The organism is Ornithinimicrobium murale (genome assembly GCF_003352835.1).
Lineage (GTDB): Bacteria > Actinomycetota > Actinomycetes > Actinomycetales > Dermatophilaceae > Ornithinicoccus > Ornithinicoccus muralis.
Genome location: NZ_QLVD01000024.1, coordinates 1 through 16,274 on the forward strand (window position 1 = coordinate 1; position 16,274 = coordinate 16,274).

Annotated in this window: 14 protein-coding genes; 3 read left to right on the forward strand and 11 right to left on the reverse strand. The window is 68.3% G+C overall.

The genetic code is table 11. The annotated features are described in order from the left end of the window. Nucleotides 1–346 precede the first annotated feature (346 nt). Nucleotides 347–1,195 (forward strand): HNH endonuclease signature motif containing protein, encoded by an 849-nt coding sequence (locus tag DPQ65_RS11660; RefSeq protein ID WP_162802187.1) that lies wholly within the window; start codon nt 347–349, stop codon nt 1,193–1,195. A 111-nt stretch (nt 1,196–1,306) separates the two neighbouring features. Here the strand turns inward: DPQ65_RS11660 and DPQ65_RS11665 are convergent, their stop codons facing one another. Beyond that, the gene (locus DPQ65_RS11665; protein ID WP_114907531.1) at nt 1,307–2,098 is read right to left on the reverse strand and encodes an alpha/beta fold hydrolase; all 792 of its coding nucleotides are present in this window, start codon (nt 2,096–2,098) and stop codon (nt 1,307–1,309) included. Nucleotides 2,099–2,153: 55 nt separating this feature from the next. Here DPQ65_RS11665 and DPQ65_RS11670 point away from each other — a divergent pair, with 55 nt between their 5' ends. Both DPQ65_RS11670 and DPQ65_RS11675 read left to right on the forward strand, forming a co-directional pair. Then, nucleotides 2,154–3,347: a methyltransferase domain-containing protein gene (locus tag DPQ65_RS11670; protein WP_337589689.1), complete on the forward strand. Its 1,194-nt coding sequence runs from the start codon at nt 2,154–2,156 to the stop codon at nt 3,345–3,347. A gap of 89 nt (nt 3,348–3,436) precedes the next feature. Further along, nucleotides 3,437–3,916, forward strand: a complete 480-nt coding sequence (locus tag DPQ65_RS11675; RefSeq protein WP_114907532.1) for a hypothetical protein — start codon at nt 3,437–3,439, stop codon at nt 3,914–3,916. Here the strand turns inward: DPQ65_RS11675 and DPQ65_RS11680 are convergent. From DPQ65_RS11680 to DPQ65_RS11725, 10 genes are all read right to left on the reverse strand, one after another. Next, nucleotides 3,877–4,464, reverse strand: coding sequence for a GNAT family N-acetyltransferase (locus tag DPQ65_RS11680; protein ID WP_162802188.1), 588 nt, complete (start codon nt 4,462–4,464; stop codon nt 3,877–3,879). The genes DPQ65_RS11675 and DPQ65_RS11680 overlap by 40 nt on opposite strands. Before the next feature lie 151 nt (nt 4,465–4,615). Then, complete coding sequence (locus tag DPQ65_RS11685; RefSeq protein ID WP_238146816.1) at nt 4,616–4,855, reverse strand: MoaD/ThiS family protein; 240 nt, start codon at nt 4,853–4,855, stop codon at nt 4,616–4,618. 34 nt (nt 4,856–4,889) lie between these two features. Continuing rightward, nucleotides 4,890–5,657, reverse strand: a complete 768-nt coding sequence (gene mobA, locus DPQ65_RS11690) for an NTP transferase domain-containing protein (RefSeq protein WP_114907535.1) — start codon at nt 5,655–5,657, stop codon at nt 4,890–4,892. A gap of 1 nt (nt 5,658) precedes the next feature. Beyond that, nucleotides 5,659–6,819, reverse strand: coding sequence for a molybdopterin-synthase adenylyltransferase MoeB (gene moeB, locus DPQ65_RS11695; RefSeq protein ID WP_238146817.1), 1,161 nt, complete (start codon nt 6,817–6,819; stop codon nt 5,659–5,661). Further along, nucleotides 6,812–7,549 carry a respiratory nitrate reductase subunit gamma gene (narI, locus tag DPQ65_RS11700; RefSeq protein WP_114907536.1) on the reverse strand — a complete coding sequence of 246 codons (738 nt, stop codon included), beginning with the start codon at nt 7,547–7,549 and terminating at the stop codon, nt 6,812–6,814. The genes moeB and narI overlap by 8 nt, the downstream gene beginning before the upstream one ends. Next, entirely contained in the window at nt 7,546–8,328 is a 783-nt protein-coding gene (gene narJ, locus DPQ65_RS11705; RefSeq protein ID WP_114907537.1) for a nitrate reductase molybdenum cofactor assembly chaperone, read from the reverse strand. The genes narI and narJ overlap by 4 nt, the downstream gene beginning before the upstream one ends. Then, nucleotides 8,328–10,079: a nitrate reductase subunit beta gene (narH, locus tag DPQ65_RS11710; RefSeq protein ID WP_114907538.1), complete on the reverse strand. Its 1,752-nt coding sequence runs from the start codon at nt 10,077–10,079 to the stop codon at nt 8,328–8,330. The genes narJ and narH overlap by 1 nt, the downstream gene beginning before the upstream one ends. Before the next feature lie 34 nt (nt 10,080–10,113). Next, nucleotides 10,114–13,908, reverse strand: a complete 3,795-nt coding sequence (locus DPQ65_RS11715) for a nitrate reductase subunit alpha (RefSeq protein WP_114907539.1) — start codon at nt 13,906–13,908, stop codon at nt 10,114–10,116. Continuing rightward, nucleotides 13,905–14,699, reverse strand: coding sequence for a helix-turn-helix transcriptional regulator (locus tag DPQ65_RS11720; protein WP_162802189.1), 795 nt, complete (start codon nt 14,697–14,699; stop codon nt 13,905–13,907). Before DPQ65_RS11720 ends, DPQ65_RS11715 begins: the two co-directional genes overlap by 4 nt. Before the next feature lie 218 nt (nt 14,700–14,917). Then, the gene (locus DPQ65_RS11725; protein ID WP_114907541.1) at nt 14,918–16,189 is read right to left on the reverse strand and encodes an MFS transporter; all 1,272 of its coding nucleotides are present in this window, start codon (nt 16,187–16,189) and stop codon (nt 14,918–14,920) included. Between the last annotated feature and the right edge of the window lie 85 nt (nt 16,190–16,274).

Below are 16,274 nucleotides of genomic sequence, written 5' to 3' on the forward strand. Positions count from 1 at the left end.
TCCCCAGCCCGGGACAGGCACCAACACGACCGGCACCAGCACGACCGGCACGGCCAGGACGGCAGGGACCGAGGCCTCGTGCACGTGTGCCTGCACCTGCAGCGGCGCCACCGACTCGGCCAGAGCGCCCGGTGCTGCTCCCGGCGCTCGGGCAGGACAAGACCGCTCCAACCTCGGCCCGACAGGTGAAGACTGCCCCGACCCAGGCCGGGCAGGTGAAGACCGCTCCGACCCAGGCCGGGCAGGACAAGACCGCTCCGACCCAGGCCGGGCTGGTGAAGACTGCCTGCCACCGGGAGAAGACCGTCCGCCGCGAGGACTGGACTGTCCTGTTCCGGGTGGTGAGGTGGGGGTCGGTGAGGTCATCGGCAAACATTCGCTGTTCCTGGCTGCTGATGAGGTCCGGACGTTGGCGTTGACACCGGGGTCGACGATGTACCGGCTGCTGACCGACCCGGCCACCGGGGCCCTGATCGAACGCTCCACCACCGCTTACCGGTTCGACACGACCATGCGCGCCCACATCATCGCCGCCGACGTCTTCTGCCGCGCCCCCGGCTGCCTACGCCCGGCCACCCTGGCCCAACTCGACCACGTCCAGGAACACGGCACCCCCGGCGGACACACCTGCATCCGCAACGGTCAACCCCTGGACGCCCCGCACCATGACCTGAAAACCAAGAAATACTGGGACGCGATCCTGCACGCCAACCGCGACGTCACCTGGACATCCCTGCTCGGGCGGATCTACACCACCAAGACCCACGACTACAACCAGTACACCCGGCTCCTGACCGCGGCCACCGACCAGATCAACCACGCGGTCGCTGCCGGGGTCGACCCGGCCGCGGCGATCGACGCCGCGATCTACCAGGCCCTGTCCTACCGGCCACCCGCCGCGACCCTGGAAACCGACGACGACCACGACTGGGACGACACCTTCACCGGCTGGGACCAAGTCACCCTCACCCACACCCCAGAAACCGGCCGACGCACCTACCACCCCCACCCCGACACCACCCGCGCCGAAGCCGACCGGATCCGTCACAGCACCGACACCGCCGCCGAAGAGACCGACGAGCCAGCGACCAACACCACCAGCGACGCCAACACGAGCAACCACAACACCGCCCCCGACGACGACCGACCCACCACCCCCTGGACCCACGACCCCGACGCCCCACCACCCTTCTGATCAGGCAGGACGGCGATGCTGGGCGCACGAGACCGACAGCCTCGCGTGGCTAGCGTGGCTGCGACTCGTCCTCCATCGAGTGCCCGTCCAGCCCTGATCGAAGAGCGTCGCTCAGTCTCGATCGGGCGCAGATAGGAAGGTGCGGAGCACAGACACGAATGCCTCCGGTTGCTCGGAGTGCACCCAGTGTCCTGCACCCTTGACCGTCACCAGCACCGCCCGAGGGAAGAGCTCCTCCATGATCGGTCGGTGATCAGGCTGGACGTAGGGCGACCGCTCCCCTGAGATCCACAAGACAGGATGGTCAAACGGCCCGCCCTCCGGCTCAAAGCCACCGATCTTTGGCAGGTCACGCAGCAACACGTCCAGATTGGCTTGCCACCGCCAGCCGTCATCCTCTGAGCGCAGGTTCTGCAGCAGAAAACCGCGCGTGGTGCGGTTCGGGATCAACTCGGCCAGCCGAGCGTCGGCCTCGCCACGGCTCGGCAAGTCGTCGAGATCCAGCGTGGCCAGGGCTCCCAGCAAGTGGCGGAACTCGCTCATATCGCTGCTCGCGACAGGTGAGATATCTACCACCACGAGTCGATCGATCAGGTCCGGGTGGCGCAGGGCGAGGGACATCGCGACCTTGCCGCCCATCGAGTGCCCCACCAGATGGACCGGCCCCGCGGCTGCGAACCCACCACGCAGCTCCTGCGCCAAGGCATCGGCCATCTCCGCGTAGTCAACGTGCTCCATCCACCCGGAACGGCCGTGGTTGGGCAGGTCCACCAACAGTGACGCGTACTCGGGTAGCAGCGCCTTCGCGATGCTGGTGAAGTTCTTGCCCTGGCCGAAGAGCCCGTGGAAGAACACGACCCGGCCCTTGGTCGCGTCTTCGCCCACCGGTGTGGTGTGAATCATCAGACTCTCTTCAGCAGTCACGGGACAAACCCTACGGGGCGACTACCCTGGCTAGGTGCCAGGCACCTACATCATGCAGTGCGCCTACTTCGATGCTGGTCAGTGCCGCTCATGCTCACTCATCGGGACGCGCTACGACGAGCAGCTCGCCAAGAAGCAAGAGAACTGCCGCACCGTGCTGAGTCTGGACAGTCTCGATCCGCATACTGCCTCCACGTCTACCGCCGAGCCATCTACAAGGCTGCACTGGGACGAACCGTTCGCCAGCCTCCCCGCGGGGTTCCGGAACAAGGCCAAACTGGTGGTCGGAGGCACCCGGGAGGCACCAACAGTGGGCATCCTGGACCGGGGGGCACAGGGCATCGACCTGCGGCACTGCGGGCTCTACGAGCCTGGACTGGCCCAGGTGGTCAAGCAGGTGCCCGACATCATCACTGAGATCGGGCTGGTCCCGTATGCCGTGGCTCGCCGTAGCGGTGAGCTCAAGCATGTGCTCATCACCCACTCCCCCGACGGGGAGTTGATGGTCCGGTTTGTCCTGCGCTCACCAGGACAGGTAGGACGGATCCGGCGGGCTCTGCCGGACCTCCAGGCGCGCCTACCCGGTGCCCGAGTGATCTCCGCCAACATCCAGCCGACCCACGCCGCCGTCCTCGAGGGACCGGAGGAGATCGTCCTCACGGACGACCTGGAACTTCCGATGCAGGTCAACGAGGTCCGTCTGCGACTGCGCACCCGGTCTTTCTTCCAGACCAACACCGTCGTTGCTGCTGGGCTGTACCGCCAAGCGAGCGCATGGATCAACGACATCAACCCGTCGTCCCTCTGGGACCTCTACTGCGGGGTCGGCGGGTTCGCGCTCCACGCGCTGCTGCGACCAGATGGTTCGCCACGGGACGTCCTGGGAGTCGAGGTCTCCGCCGAGGCCGTCGACAGCGCTCGCGCCGCGGCATCCCAGCTGCCGGGCGCCCCGAGTTTCCTGGCCGGGGACGTTTCCAACCACCTGGGGAAGGCTGGCACCCCCGACCTGGTGGTGGTCAACCCTCCGCGACGCGGCCTCGGCCCCGAACTGCCACGATGGCTCGAGGACGCTGGAGTGGAGCACGTGCTCTACTCCAGTTGCAACGTCGACTCCCTCGCTGTTGATCTCGCGCGCATGCCGTCTCTGGTCCCGGTCCGGGGCCGCCTGTTCGACATGTTCCCGCAGACTGCTCACCAGGAAGTGCTCGTGCTGCTGCGGCGGCAGTGAGGGACGCCTCGGGTCAGCCACAACATGCGACCTGGAACCGCTCCACCTACGGTGGGTTGATGGTCACGAAGGGTCTACCCACTGCAACTATGCTCCTCGACCTCGTTGAAAGTGTGGTGGGCGGCGACTGGCCGGTGACTCAGGAAGCGATCGATGCGTTCCTGAACCGTCTGGAGCTCTCGCGCGGCGAGATCGCACCCGGACACACCGGGCAGGCCTTCCGCTTGGTCGGAGAGCGGAAGCTGGCCGCCGACTACCTCATCGTCCACGAGTTGGACAATGCACTCGTCGGGTTCCACGCACTCGGCATCGGCCCGGCGGACGAGGTCCAGGACCTCTATGAACAGGTCGTTGCGGAGATGACATCGCAGCGCGACCAACCGGAGAAGGCATACGACCGCCGGCGGCCGCCGAGCGAGGTCTCGCACTGGGTGCTCGGCCCGGCGCGGGTCAGCCTCTTCTGCCACGCCGACCACAACGCGCCGAACCGCACCATCCAGTTGGCGATCGAGCACATCGAACGCAGCGCTCAGGCAGACGATGAAGGGGACGATGCGACCGGGTCGTGACGGTCCCACCCCATCAGGGCGGCCCGGTAGGACGTCCCGTGGTAGGTGAAGTCGGGGGCCAGGTCGACGAACCCCAGTCGACGATAGAGAGCTCGGGCCCGACCATCGGGGTCGGTGGACAGCACGGCACGCCGGTGGGGCATGTCGGCGAGCTGGCGGTTGAGTAGGGCGGTGCCGATGCCCCGAGCCTGTTCCTCCGGGTGCACCTGGAGCTCCACCAGTTCGAAGGCGTCCTCCAGCCACTTGGCGTGACCACGCCGATGCAGTGCTCCCTCGATCTGCTGCGGCCACCAGTGCTTCAGCTGGAGATCAAAGCCATAGAGGAAACCGACGATCGGGCCCTCCCCTCCCCCAGGGCGGGCGGCCAGCACGGTGGCGCCGTCATACTCCTGCACACAGGTGCGGAACGTGTCTGCGAAGTGCTCCGCCGGCTCGGCCTGCGAGCCCAACGCCAGAGCATAGATCTCGGCTATCCGTCCCGAGCAGGCGACCGCCTCTGTCCGGCTCAGCCGGGACAACACGGTCGAGCGGTCAGGACCGAGGAACACCTGGTCCGTTTCATTGGACGGATGGCTGGACCCGCCGAGCGAGTGGTCCGCTTCGTCGGACGGATGGCTGGACCCGCCGAGCGAGTGGTCCGCTTCATCGCACGAATGACTGGACCCGCCGAGCGGTACTGCCTCGCCTGACGGCCCTGCCTCAGCCACCAGCGAAAGGTGGCAACACGTCCACAGTTGCGTCGGCGGCCAGGACCGTGCTGTGGTCCGAGACATATTGCCCCTCGTGCAACAGAGAGCTGCGGCGGAGCACGTCCGCCAGCGCGGGGCCGTGTCGTTGGCTGAGGCCGGACACCAGGGTCCCCAGGTCTGCGGCGAGGATCTGCTCCTGCTCGGTGCCGGCAGCCTCGGCAGCAGCGGCGAAATAGCGAACTGTGGCCACGGTCGACTCCTCCTTCGAGCTGGTCTCCAGTCTCTCAGATCTTGGGGCCACGCGGGCCCTCGACCCGGTCCACCCAATGTGCATGGTCGTCCCAGGTGTCGATGTCACCTGCATGGGCGGTGGAAACCGAGACTGCCCTGAGGCCGGTCACCACCCGCCGGACCGCGACCGAGTGGCCAGATCCGAACGGTGCCAGGGCACTCGTGAGCCGGGCGGTGCGATAGGCCGCGAGCAGCCACTGTGGGTGGCCTGACTCGTCCTCCGGGCAGACCATGTCAACCTCCGGCCCAGCCGTGGCGGCGACCCTGAGCAGGTCGGCCACTGCGCGCGCCGCCTCGGGCTGGTCGACGGCGATCACCAAGGTCCAGGGGGCTGGACCCGCCGTCTGAGTTGGGGCTGCCGTCTGAGCTGGGGCTGCCGTGTGAGCTGGGGCTGCCGTGTGAGCTGGGGCTGCTCTCTGAGTTGAGATTCCCGCCTGTGTTGAGACTACCGTCTGAGCAGGGGCAACTACCTGCGCCGGGTCAGCCCCTCGGGATGTGCTCCCGACCCGAGCCAGTGCCGCCATACCAGCGACGATGCCGGCCACAGGGCCACCGCCGGGTGGTTCCTCGACTGTCTGCAGCACGTGCGGCGGCACACTCACCCGACCCACCACGACGACCTGCCGTGTCGCACTCGCAGCGTCGAGCACGCGGTCCAGCAGGCTTCGGCCGCCGAGGGTGAGGGTCGCCTTGTCGACGCCGCCGAGCCGGGTGCCACCTCCCCCGGCCAAGACCACCATGTCGTGCTCCGGCTGTGCCATCTCAATACCTCGGAAGGCTCGGGTCTACCTCGTCGATCCAGCCCAGGATCCCGCCGGTCATCACCCGCACGTCTGGATGTCCCAGGCGCACCAGGTGGCGCGCGGCACGCTCGGCCCGCGGCCCCGTCTTGCAATAGAAGACGACAGGACCGTCCTTCACGGCAGTGCCGACCTCCCAGGACAGCACCTCGCCCACGGGCACGGCACGGGAACCGGGCACCATGCCCAGTGCCTGCTCCCCCGGCTCTCGCACGTCGATCACCTGCAGGCTCTCCAGTCCGTCGTGCACCTCCAGCGGAGACATCTGGGGCACTGCCACAGGCTCTGGCCTCTCGACCTCCTCAGACACCCCGGCCAGGGCGGGGGCCACCTCTCGTGAGACGGAGCGTTCGGTCGCACGTCGGAGCGGGATCTCCCGGGTCCGCTGGGTGAGGGCATCCAGCAGGAGCACCCGTCCGACCAGCGGCTCGCCCGTGCCGATAATCAGCTTGACCGCTTCAGCCGCCATGATCGACCCCACCTGACCGACCATCGCCCCGAGCACTCCCGCCTCGGCGCAGCTCGGCACGTCTTCCGGTCGGGGCGGGACGGGGAACAAGTCACGCAGCTGCACCGCAGAGTCGCCTGCCAGGCTCTCCGGCAGGAAGGTCGTCAGCTGTGCGTCGAAGCGCAGCACCGCCGCCCAGACCAGAGGCAGACCCAGCTCGACGGCCGCGTCGTTGACGACATATCTGGTGTCGAAGTTGTCGCTGCCGTCCAGCACCACGTGGTGACCGGCAAGAATCTCGGTCGCGTTGTGTTCGCCCAGATGCTCTCGGACCCCGGCGAGCGACACAGTCGGGTTGAGGTCGCGCACCGCCCGGAGCGCACTGTCCACCTTGCTGGAACCGACATCCGCGGTCCGGTGGATCACCTGTCGCTGCAGGTTCGTCGCGTCCACCTCGTCGTCGTCAATCACGGTCAGGTGGCCCACGCCGGCCGCAGCGAGATAGAGCAGCGCCGGAGACCCCAGCCCGCCCGCCCCGACGACGGCCACCCGGGCGTTGACGAGGCGCTTCTGGCCCTCCAGGCCGATGCCGGGCAGCAACAGATGCCGGGAGTAGCGGGTCAATTGGTCCGGGGTGAGCTCATCGGCAGGCGGCACAGGCAACAGGTCAGCCAACCTTCTCCCATCCTCGCTTCGGGGTCCGCGTTCCGGAGCCGGCGCCAGGACGGCTGTCGCGGCTGCGGTACACGATATAGGGCCTGGTGAAATAGCCGATCGGCGCACTGAAGACGTGCACCAACCGGGTGAACGGCCACATCGCGAACAGCAGGAACGCGAAGAAGGCGTGCAGCTGGAAGCCGAGCGGTGCCTCCTCCATCAGCGAGGCGTCCGGCTGGAACCAGAAGATCTGCCGGAACCACGGGGACACCCCGTCGCGGTAGTTGTACTCCCCACCGATGGTGAAGATGCCGCCTGCGATGGTGTTCCAGATGCCGAGGAAGATGACCAGCCCCAGCACCGCATACATGGCCTTGTCGTTGACCGTCGTGGCCGAGAAGACGGGGCCGACGGTGCGCCGCCGATAGATCAGGATGACCAGGCCGGCCACGGCGGCCAGCCCTGCCGGGATGCCGAAGCCCATGGCGATCCAGTGGTAGGCCTCGTGACTGATCCCGATCCAGTCGGTGAAGCTCTGCGGGACGATGAGGCCCAGGAAGTGCCCGCCGGCCACGCCCAGGATCCCGAAGTGGAACAGCGGGCTGCCGATCCGCAGCAGCTTGCTCTCGTAGAGCTGGGAGCTGCGCGTGGTCCAGCCGAACTTGTCGTACTGGTAGCGCCAGATGTGCCCGACCACGAAGATTGCCAGGCAGATATAGGGGAAGATCACCCAGAGGAAGGTGCTCATCGTGGGGCTCCTACGGGGATAGTCGGACCAAGTGAGACGCCGTGTGGGTCGGGGGTGGGGGCCCCGTCGCCGCATCCTCCACCGGTGGGTGGAGTGCGGAGCTCGTCGAGGGCCGGGTCGATCGCGTAGGGCGCGTTCAGCGCCCGGTCGTCCAGGCCGACCGTCTCCTGCGGCGGCCCCTCGGCGATGAGCCGGGCGAGCGCCACGTTGTCATCTCCCTGCAGTTCGGGCAGCGTCGCCCGGACGGCCTGGACGACATCGGCCCACGGAGACTCGCGGTGCAGCAGCGCTCGCCGGAGCAGCTCGATGCCGACCCGGTGCTCGTTCAGCACCTTCCAGGCCGCCTCCGGGGCAACGGTGGCGCCGAACTCCAGGATGACCGACAGGTGGTCGGGCAGCTCGGCGTCGTGGTCGGAGAGCTCCACGCCGTGCCGGCGGTAGAGCTGCTTGAACTGGACCAGCGCGACACCCCGGTTGCGGGTGTCGCCGTGCAGGAAGTAGGTCAGGTGCAGGGCGCACTTGCGGGTGACGTCGAAGGTCTCCACGTAGGCCTGCTGCAGGGCTGCCAGGTCCGTGGTGCCCGCGTGGTGCAGGAACCGTCCGAGGGGCTCGGCGATCTCCGGTGACAGCCCGGCGACGGTCTCCCGGAGCAACGGCAGTCGCTCTACCAGGAGTTCGTCCGGATAGTCGAGCAGCAGCGAGCACGCCTGCCAGGTGTCGGCCTGCACCCGGGGGTCCAGGCGCGGCGTGGTGCGGCGGTGGCGCCGCCAGAGCTTCATCAGGTGACCTTCCCGTCCGAGCCCGCGGTGTTGTCGGGCCGCGCGCGCGGACCGTCCAGCTGGGCCGGTCCGTCCACCGTCTGGACGGACGGGTCCTTCTCGCTGTCCGGGAAGAGTCCCGCTGGGACACCCTTGCCGTCCCAGTTGAGCAGGTTGACCCGCCCCCGCTTGGAGCCGCCGGACAACAGGGCGTCGGAGGTCTGCCGCTGCTGCAGCATCCGGAAGTTCTCAACGGCAACCGGCGTGGAGCCGCCGCGGCCCGACCCCTCGCCGAAGGGGCCCGAGAGGTCCATCAGCTCGTCGTCGTAGCCGCTGACCGGGCAGTCGGTGGCGGTCTCCTCCAGGGCGTGCGCCTCCTCGCCGTGGGCGGAGGGGATGACGTAGCGCTCGTCGTACTTGGCGATCGCCAGCAGCCGGTACATCTCATACATCTCCTCCTCCCCCATGCCGACGGACTCGGGGATGCTCGCCCTCGGGTCGCGTCCCAGGTTGATGTCCCGCATGTAGGAGCGCATCGCCGCGAGCTTGCGCAGCACCAGGTCCACCGGCTCGGGGTCCCCCGCCGTGAACAGGTTGGCGAGGTACTCGATCGGGATCCGCAACGTGTCGATCGCCGCGAACAGGTTGTCCTTGTCCTCGGCGTCGTAGCCGGTGTCCTTGATGACGTCCACGACCGGGGACAGCGGCGGGATGTACCAGACCATCGGCATCGTCCGGTACTCCGGGTGCAGCGGGAGGGCGACCTTGTAGTCGGTGATCAGCCGCAGCACCGGCGACTTCTTGGCCGCCTCGATCCAGTCGCCGGGGATGCCGGCCGCCTCGGCCGCGCGCTCCACTGCCGGGTCGCGGGGGTCCAGGAAGACCGACCGCTGCGCCTCGTACAGATCGTGGTCGTTCTCCACCGAGGCCGCCTCGAGCACCTTGTCGGCGTCGTAGAGCATGAGCCCGATGTAGCGCAGCCGCCCCACGCAGGTCTCGGCGCACACGGTCGGGATGCCCACCTCGATGCGGGGGTAGCAGAACGTGCACTTCTCGGCCTTGCCGGTCTTGTGGTTGAAGTAGACCTTCTTGTAGGGGCAGCCGGTGACGCACATCCGCCAACCACGGCACTTGTCCTGGTCCACCAGGACGATGCCATCCTCCTCGCGCTTGTAGATCGCGCCGGAGGGGCAGGACGCCGCGCAGCTGGGGTTGAGGCAGTGCTCGCAGATCCGCGGCAGGTAGAACATGAAGGTCTCGTCGAACTCCATCTTCACCTTGTCCTCGATGCCCTTGAGCATCGGGTCCTTGGCCGCGTGCTGCCGACTGCCACCCAGGTCGTCGTCCCAGTTGGCCGACCACTCCACGTTCATCTGCTCACCGGAGATCAGCGAGTGCGGTGTGGCGACCGGGAAGTTCTCCTGGGCTGGGGCGTTGAGCAGCGTCTCGTAGTCGTAGGTCCAGGGCTCGTAGTAGTCCTGGATCGAGGGCATCTTGGGGTTGGAGAAGATGTTGAGCAGCTTGTTCAGGCGCCCCCCGGCCCGCAGCTTGAGCCGCCCCTGCGGCGTGCGCACCCAGCCGCCCTTCCACTCCTCCTGGTCCTGGTAGTTGCGGGGGTAGCCGAGGCCGGGCCGGGTCTCGACGTTGTTGAACCAGACGTACTCCATGCCGCTGCGGTTGGTCCAGGCCTGCTTGCAGGTGACCGAGCAGGTGTGGCACCCGATGCACTTGTCCAGGTTCATGACCATGGCCATCTGTGCCATGACTCTCATGTTCTAGCTCCTGTATGTCGTGGGGTCGGGGGCGTCAGTACGTCACCGGCGCGGTGCGCTTGCGGATGGAGGTGACCTCGTCGCGGTTGTTGCCGGTCGGACCGATGTAGTTGAAGAAGTAGGCCAGCTGGGCGTAGCCGCCGATCAGGTGGCTGGGCTTCATCAGGATCCGGGTCAGGCTGTTGTGGATGCCGCCGCGCCTGTTGTCGGTCTCGGTCAGCGGCACGTCGATCAGCCGGTCCTGGGCGTGGTGCATGAACACCGTGCCCTCGGGCATCCGGTGGCTGACGACCGCCCGGGCGGCCACCACGCCGTTGCGGTTGACCGCCTCGATCCAGTCGTTGTCGAGCACGCCGATCTTCTCGGCGTCGACATCGGACATCCAGATCGTCTGGCCACCACGGGACAGCGAGAGCATGAACAGGTTGTCCTGGTACTCACTGTGGATCGACCACTTGTTGTGCGGGGTCAGATAGCGGACCGACACGCCCAGCTCGTGCTGGCTGCCGATCTCGGGCTCTCCGAACAGCTTGGTCATGTTCAGGGGTGGCCGGTAGGTCGGCAGCCCCTCCCCCATCGCGAGCATCCAGTCGTGGTCGACGTAGAACTGCTGCCGCCCGGTCAGGGTGTGGAAGGGCTTGGACCGTTCGATGTTGATCGTGAACGGGGCATAGCGCCGGCCGCCGCTCTCCGAGCCCGACCACTCCGGGGAGGTGATCACCGGCACCGGGGCCGCCTGGGTGTCGGCGAAGCTGATGATCTTGCCCTCGTGCTCGGCCGACAGGTCGTGCAGCTGGGTGCCGGTGCGCTTCTCCAGATCCTTGAACCCCTGGGTCGCCAGGTGACCGTTGGTGGTGCCGGCCAGGTGCATGATCGCCTCGGCGACATCCACATCGGTCTCCAGCCGCGGCTGGCCGTCGGCGATACCTCCGTGCACGGTGCCGTTGAGGACCCGCAGCTGGTCGACGGCCTCGGTCGGGTCGTACTTCACACCCTTGGTGACCATCCCGACCTTCTCCAGCAACGGGCCGATCGCGGTCATCTTGGCGTAGACCTGGGTGAAGTCGCGCTCCACCGTGGCCAGGACCGGCAGGGTCTTGCCCGGCACCGGCTCGACCTCACCGGTCTTCCAGTCCCGCACGACCCCGTGCACCGTGGCCATGGCCTCCGGGGTGTCGTGCCACAGCGGCTTGGCCACCACATCGGTGCGGGTCCCGAGGTGGTCCTCCGCCAGCTCGGAGAACCGCTTGGCGATCTCCTTCCAGGCGTCCCAGTCGTTCTTGCTCTGCCACGGTGGCGCGATCGCCGGGTTGAACGAGTGGATGAAGGGGTGCATGTCGGTGGTGTTGATGTCGTGCTTCTCGTACCAGGTGGCGGCCGGGAGCACGATGTCGGACAGCAGTGTCGAGCTGGTCATCCGGAAGTCGATGGTCATCAGCAGGTCGAGCTTCCCCTCGGGCGCGGTCTCGGCCCAGGTCACCTCGCGCGGCCGCTTCTCCTCCGGCGCCTCGCTCGCCTTCACCGCGTTGCTCGTGCCGAGCAGGTGCTTGAGGAAGTACTCGTTGCCCTTGGCCGAGGACCCGAACAGGTTGGCCCGCCACAGGGTGAGCACGCGCGGCCAGTTCTGCTCGGCCTCCGGGTCCTCCACGGCAAACCGCAGCGCGCCCTCCTTGAGCTGAGCCACGACATACTCCTTGACGTCCGTCCCCGTCTCGGCGGCCTCGTCGGCCAGAGCGAGGCTGGACCGGTCGAACTGCGGGTAGGACGGCACCCACCCCAGGCGGACCGCCTGGGCCAGCACGTCCATCATGGAGCGGCCCTGGAAGGCGCCGGTGCCGGCGCCGACGTCGTCGGTGCTGAAGGTGTCGTAGCGGTACTGGCTGGTGTTGACGTACCAGTAGGCGGTCTGGTTCATGTGCCGGGGCGGGCGGACCCAGTCCAGCGCGAAGGCCATGTGCTGGAAGCCCATCAGCGGGCGCACCTTCTCCTGGCCGACGTAGTGCGCCCAACCGCCGCCGTTGCGTCCCTGGCAGCCGGTGATCGTCGTGAGCACCAGCATCGCGCGGTAGATCTGGTCGGAGTGGTACCAGTGGTTGGTGCCGGCACCCATCAGGATCATGCCGCGCCCGGTGGTGTCGATGGCGTTCTGCGCGAACTCCCGGCCGAGCCGCTCGATCTGGTGCGCGGGCACCGAGGTGAGCTCCTCCGCCCAGGCCGGCGTGGCCGGCACCGCCGGGTCCTCATAGCCCTGCGGCCAGGTGCCCGGCAGCCCCTCCCTGCCCACCCCGTAGTGGGCGAGCATGAGGTCCAGCACGGTGGTCACCACCCGACCGCCGATCCGCCGGACCGGGACGCCGCGCCGCTCCATCGCCACGGTGTCCCCCAGGTCAAAGCGCGGGAGCTCGACCTCGACGGACTCCTCGGTGGTGCCGTGCAGCGAGAGCACCGGGTCGATCTCGCCCAGGTCGAGATTCCACCGGCCCTCGCCCTCGGGACCGAAGCGGTCGCCGATCGAGCCGTTGGGGATGGCCACCTCGCCGGTCACCCGGTCCAGCACCGCGGTCTTCCACATGGCGTTCTCCGACGAGGCCTTCGGGTGACCGTCCAGGTCGCCGGCCACGACAAATTTCCCCGGCCGGTAGGCACCAACGGCTCCGGGTTCGCTGCGCTCACTCGTTCCCTCTGTTCCGGCCAACGAAGCTCCTTCGTCGCCGTTGCCCGGGCTGGCTCCGCCAGCGGGCTCCAGAGTCACGAGGAAGGGGAGGTCGGTGAAGCGCTTGCAGTAGTCGGCGAAGAACTCGGTCTCGCGGTCGACGAAGAACTCCTTGAGGATGACGTGACCCATGCCCATCGCCAGGGCGGCGTCGGTGCCGGGTGCCGGAGCCACCCACTCGTCGGCGAACTTGACGTTCTCCGCGTAGTCCGGCGCGACCGCCACGACCTTCTGACCGCGATAGCGTGCCTCGGTCATCCAGTGCGCGTCCGGGGTCCGCGTCAGGGGCACGTTGGAGCCCCACATGATCAGGTATGCCGCGTCCCACCAGTCCCCCGACTCCGGCACGTCGGTCTGGTCCCCCCACATCTGCGGCGAGGCGTTGGGCAGGTCGGCATACCAGTCGTAGAAGGAGAGCATCGGGGCCCCGATGAGCTCGTTGAACCGGGCGCCGGAGACATAGCTGACCTGGGACATCGCCGGGATCGGCGAGAATCCCGCGATCCGGTCCGGGCCCCAGCGCTTGATGGTGTAGACGTGGGCGGCTGCGATCATCTCCACGGTCTCTGCCCACGTGGAGCGGACCAGGCCACCCTTCCCCCGCCCGGCCTTGTAGCGCCGCGACTTCTCCTCGTCCTGGACGATGCTCCCCCAGGCGACGACCGGGTCGCCGTACTCAGCCTTCGCCTGCCGGTACAGCTCCAGCAGGGTGCCGCGGACATAGGGGTAGCGGACCCGGGTGGGGCTGTAGGTGTACCAGGAGAAGGCCGCGCCGCGGGGGCACCCGCGCGGCTCGTACTCAGGCCGGTCACCGCCGGTGGAGGGGTAGTCGGTCTGCTGGGCCTCCCAGGTGATGATCCCGTCCTTGACGTAGACCTTCCACGAGCACGAGCCGGTGCAGTTGACGCCGTGCGTGGAGCGCACCACCTTGTCGTGGCTCCACCGGTCCCGGTAGAAGGAGTCACCCTGGCGGCCGCCCTCCAACGACAGGGAGCGCTGGTCCTCGGAGACCTTGCCGCGGGTGAAGAACCTCCGGGTCCCCACGAGCGCGGAGGACAGCGGGCCGTCGAAGCCCAGCTCGGGGTTGGCCTGCGGTCGTGCGGCGGTGTCAGTCATCTCTGCTCTCCACGGTCGGGGAACGGGGTGGTCACAGTCAGGTGTGCTCGGCACGTCTGCTGGTCGACGAGGGGCTCCAGGTCCAGGTCGGCACTCTCTTCGCCCAGCGCGTCGAGGGCACCGCGCAGCAGTCCGCGGTGGACGCCGCACACCAGGTGGGGCTGATCCCTGGCGAGCGCCATGAACGGACAGTCCCGCATCAGGATGTCGACCTCACGCGCGCCGGCAGCGGTCCGCACCTCGGGTGAGTGACCCCACCCCACGAGCAGGTCCATGACGGCACCGATCTTGCCCAGCCAGGCACCGGGTGTCGTGGCCGGCGAACGGTCGTTGACCCGGTGGGCGAGGCGGTCGACGTGATCCCGGGCCCACGCGCGGCCGGACTCCTCCAGGAGCGGCGGCCGCCCCTCAGTGGAGGCCGGGGGCGGCCCCTCATCACCCACGATGTCGGCCAGCACCGTGTAGGCCTGGAGGGCATCGGGATCGGTCGGTGCCTCCGGGGGCACTCCGGGGACGGCATACAGCTTGCGCGGTCGTCCAGCCCCCACCGGTCGAGCCTGGTCAGCGGTCAGCAGACCCGCGGCCACCAGCTGATCCAGGTGGAACCGGACGGTTGTCAGGTGCAGGCCCACGACATCTGCCAGCTCCTGGGCGCTGAGTCCTCGCTGACCCGGGGTGGAGGCAGGCGCCATCCCGGCCTGCGGGGGGAGGTCTGAGAGCAGCGCGTAGAGCTTGCGGCGCACATCCGAACGCAGCAGGTCAAGCCCCTGGCTGACCTGTTGCCGTGCCACCTGACGCCCTTTCCATCGCATTTAGCGGAATGCTGCCTCGGACCCACCTTAGCGCCTGATCCGGGGCACCGATAGAGGGAGGCTCGTGTGTCTTGACCTGCGCTTTCATGATTGCGCGAGGCACTCTTTACGCCACGAAAGCGTGCCCTAAATACCCGTCAAGAGGCAACGTCGAGATGCTCGAAAAGAGGATTAAACGGAATGCTGTCGCCACCGGGTCAGGGCTGCGGGTTGCGGGCGTCGTAGGCGCTGAACCCGGGCTGCAGACGAGCCAGCACCAGCATGGCCACGATGCAGGCGAGCCCGCCGAGGACCAGTGCACCCCACTCGGTCACGGCCGCGGCGACGGTGCCGGACACCAGCTCCCCGAGCCGGGGCCCGCCGGCCACGACGACGACGAAGATCCCCTGCAGCCGGCCGCGCAGGTGGTCCGGCGTGGCGGCCTGCAGGATCGTGTTGCGGAAGACCGAGGACACCGAGTCGGCCGCCCCGGCGGCGGCGAGCCCCACACAGGCCAGCACCAACGACGTGCCGGTACCGAACCACCGCCCCGCCCCCAGGACGGCCACGCCGACCAGCGCGATGCAGCATCCCCAGGCGACGACGGCCCACACCACCGCACGCCCCTGGTGGATCACCCTGCCGACCGCCCCGGAGAAGAGCATGGCGAGCACCGCACCCACCGCCAGCGCCGCGGCCAGGATGCCGACGGTCGCCTCACCGCCGGCGAGTGCGACCACCGCGATCGCCGGGAAGAGAGCGCGGGGCTGGGCAAGGATCATCGCGCAGAAGTCCGCCAGGAAGGTCATCCGCACATTGGGCCGGGTGCCCAGGAAGCGCAGTCCGTCCAGCACGCTCGACAGGCCGGGAGCCCGGGTGGGCCCGGTGCCCTCGGGCCGGACCCGCGGCAGCGTCGACAACCCCCACATCGCCGCGGTGAACAGCAGCACGTCCAGTGCGTAGGCGGTGACGTAGCCACCGAACTGCACGATGACGCCGGCCAGCAGGGGCCCGACCGTCATCGAGATGTTCATGGAGGCGACGTTCAGGGCGTTGGCGGCCGGAAGCTGCTCCAGGGGCAGCAGCCGGGGATAGATCGAGGACCGCGCGGGACTCATGATGGCGAAGCCCGCACTGTGCAGGGCGACGAGCGCGTAGAGCACCCCCACGTGGGTGTTGCCGAGCGCTGCCTGCAGCACGTTGAGGCCACCGGTGACCCACAGCACGACGCCGCCGACCAGGGCGACCGTGCGCCGGTCGTGGGTGTCCAGGACGGCGCCGCCGTACAGGCCCAGCACGACGATGGGCACCAGGGCGTAGAGGCCGACCAGGCCCACGGAGAACGAGGAGCCGGTGATCTCAAAGATCTGCAGGGCGATGGCCGTGGTGGCCAGCTGTGCGCCGATGCCGGAGGTGACGGTGCCGAGATAGAGGAAGCGGTAGGGACGCGAGTGCCGCAGCGGGGTGATGTCGAGCAGGACACGGCGCACCGGCCCATGCTGCCACCCCGCGATGCTCGTTCGCCCAGAGCATCTCGAGGGCAACCTCGACGACCTCACCCGCCGTGACTGGACG